Here is a 1,579-nt window from a genome sequence, read left to right as displayed (position 1 = left end):
GAGAGCGGTCGAGATCAGGCCGATGACGCCCAGCATGCGCGCGGCATTGGCATCGGCCGGCCAGCCGAGCGGCACCATCGTCTGGGTGACGACATCGAGCGGCGGCAGCTTGATGACGCCATCGAAAATCATGAACAGCACGATGACGCCGCTGAGCGCGCGGCCGGCCCATAAAGCGCCCGGCGAGACGGGCGCGATTTCGGAAATGCTCATGGTGGTCCCTCCTAGTGGTTCGAGCCCTTTTCGCTGGGGTCGAACCAAGGACGTGGCATGGGGCTGCGATCCGACAGAGGTCCGATTGTTTTAAGCCCGCGCGCCTTCGCCTAGGAAAAATAAAACTTTTCCGCGGGGATCATCTTCGGCGGCGTTTCGCCCAGCGCTTCGAACACCGAGATTTCGCAGACACGGCAGAGGCCGTCGAGTGCAAGGTCGTTGGCCTCGGTGCCGAACGGATCCTCGAGCTCTTCCGACAGCGCGTCGAGGCCGAAGAAGGTGTAGGCGATCAACGCCGTGAACAGCGGCGTCGCCCAACCGGTGGTCGAGATCAGGCCGATCGGCAGCAGCAGGCAGACGATGTAGGCCGTGCGATGCACCAGCAGCGTGTAGGCGAAAGGTAACGGCGTACCGGCGATCCGCTCGCAGCCGGCCTGGATGGCGGCGATCGACGCGAGCCTCTCATCGAGGATACGAAAGCCGATCGAGTCGACGTCGCCCGCCCGGCGTTGCGCATTGGCACGCCGGCCCATGCGCCTGACCATCTCATCCGCCGGATTGGAAAAGGCTGCTGCCTTGTCCGCCTCGGCGTCGATGAAGGCACGGGCATCCTTCATGCTGTCGATCTTGCGCAACTGCCCGCGCAGGAAATGGCAGAAGGCGAGCGCTTCCATCAGCAAGGCGCGCTGTTCGGTCTGGTCCGGGATGAGGCTGGTGGTGGCGCGGGCCAGGTTGCGCATTTCGAAGACCAGCGCGCCCCACAGCTTGCGCGCCTCCCACCAACGGTCGTAGGCGGCGTTGTTGCGGAACGAGAGATAGATCGACAATGTCACGCCGACCAGGCCGAAAGGCGTGATGTTGAAGACGCTGAAATCAAGCTGGAACCGGCGCGCCACGGCCAGAATGATCGCGGAATAAAGCGCGAAGCCCAATATCTGCGGCAGGATGCGTGGCACGACTGACCCGCGCATGATGAAGAACAGCTGCAGGAATGTGGGGCGCGGGCGAACGATCATCGAAGGCCTTTCACGGGCCGGCATCGGCCCTCAGCTCCTCTATTGTGCGATGCGACAGGTCCGCAAGCCCAGCCGCCAGCGACATCGCCATGTCGTCCTTGCAGCGCCAGGACTATCGGCACGCGCCGGTCGCGGATATTGAAGAGCACGTGGGCTGCGGCCCATTTCTGCAGGCGAGAGAAACGAATGACCGGCGAGACCGATCTGAAGACACTGCTGGCGTCGATGACGCCGGAACTGCTGGCCGGCACCTATGTCTTCGCCACGCTGGCGCCTGGCGTCGCTCAGCCGGAAGGCGTTGAGGCGGTGATGGTGTTTCGTGAGCGCGAGGGCGTGACGCTGATCGTAAC

The 1,579-nt window shown here is 63.7% G+C and carries 2 protein-coding genes and 1 pseudogene; 1 reads left to right on the top strand and 2 read right to left on the bottom strand.

Going from position 1 to position 1,579, the window contains the following annotated elements:
* Positions 1 to 213: pseudogene (locus EN750_RS33555) on the bottom strand (DoxX family protein); the annotation flags it as partial.
* 110 nt (positions 214 to 323) lie between these two features.
* Positions 324 to 1,253: a bestrophin family ion channel gene (locus tag EN750_RS33550; RefSeq protein ID WP_245482884.1), complete on the bottom strand. Its 930-nt coding sequence runs from the start codon at positions 1,251 to 1,253 to the stop codon at positions 324 to 326.
* 162 nt (positions 1,254 to 1,415) lie between these two features.
* Between EN750_RS33550 and EN750_RS33545 the strand changes: the two genes are divergently transcribed.
* On the top strand, positions 1,416 to 1,579 hold a 164-nt coding region (locus EN750_RS33545; protein ID WP_348629642.1), incomplete at its 3' end, for an ACT domain-containing protein.

Source organism: Mesorhizobium sp. M7A.F.Ca.ET.027.03.2.1, assembly GCF_003999175.1.
GTDB lineage: Bacteria > Pseudomonadota > Alphaproteobacteria > Rhizobiales > Rhizobiaceae > Mesorhizobium.
The sequence above is the reverse complement of the archived record's forward strand: the minus strand, read 5'-3'. Positions and strand labels throughout refer to the sequence as shown.

Coding starts and splice junctions, on each gene's coding strand:
- EN750_RS33550 (WP_245482884.1), bottom strand. CDS start 1,253: ATGCCGGCCCGTGAAAGGCCTTCGATGATCGTTCGCCCGCGCCCCACA.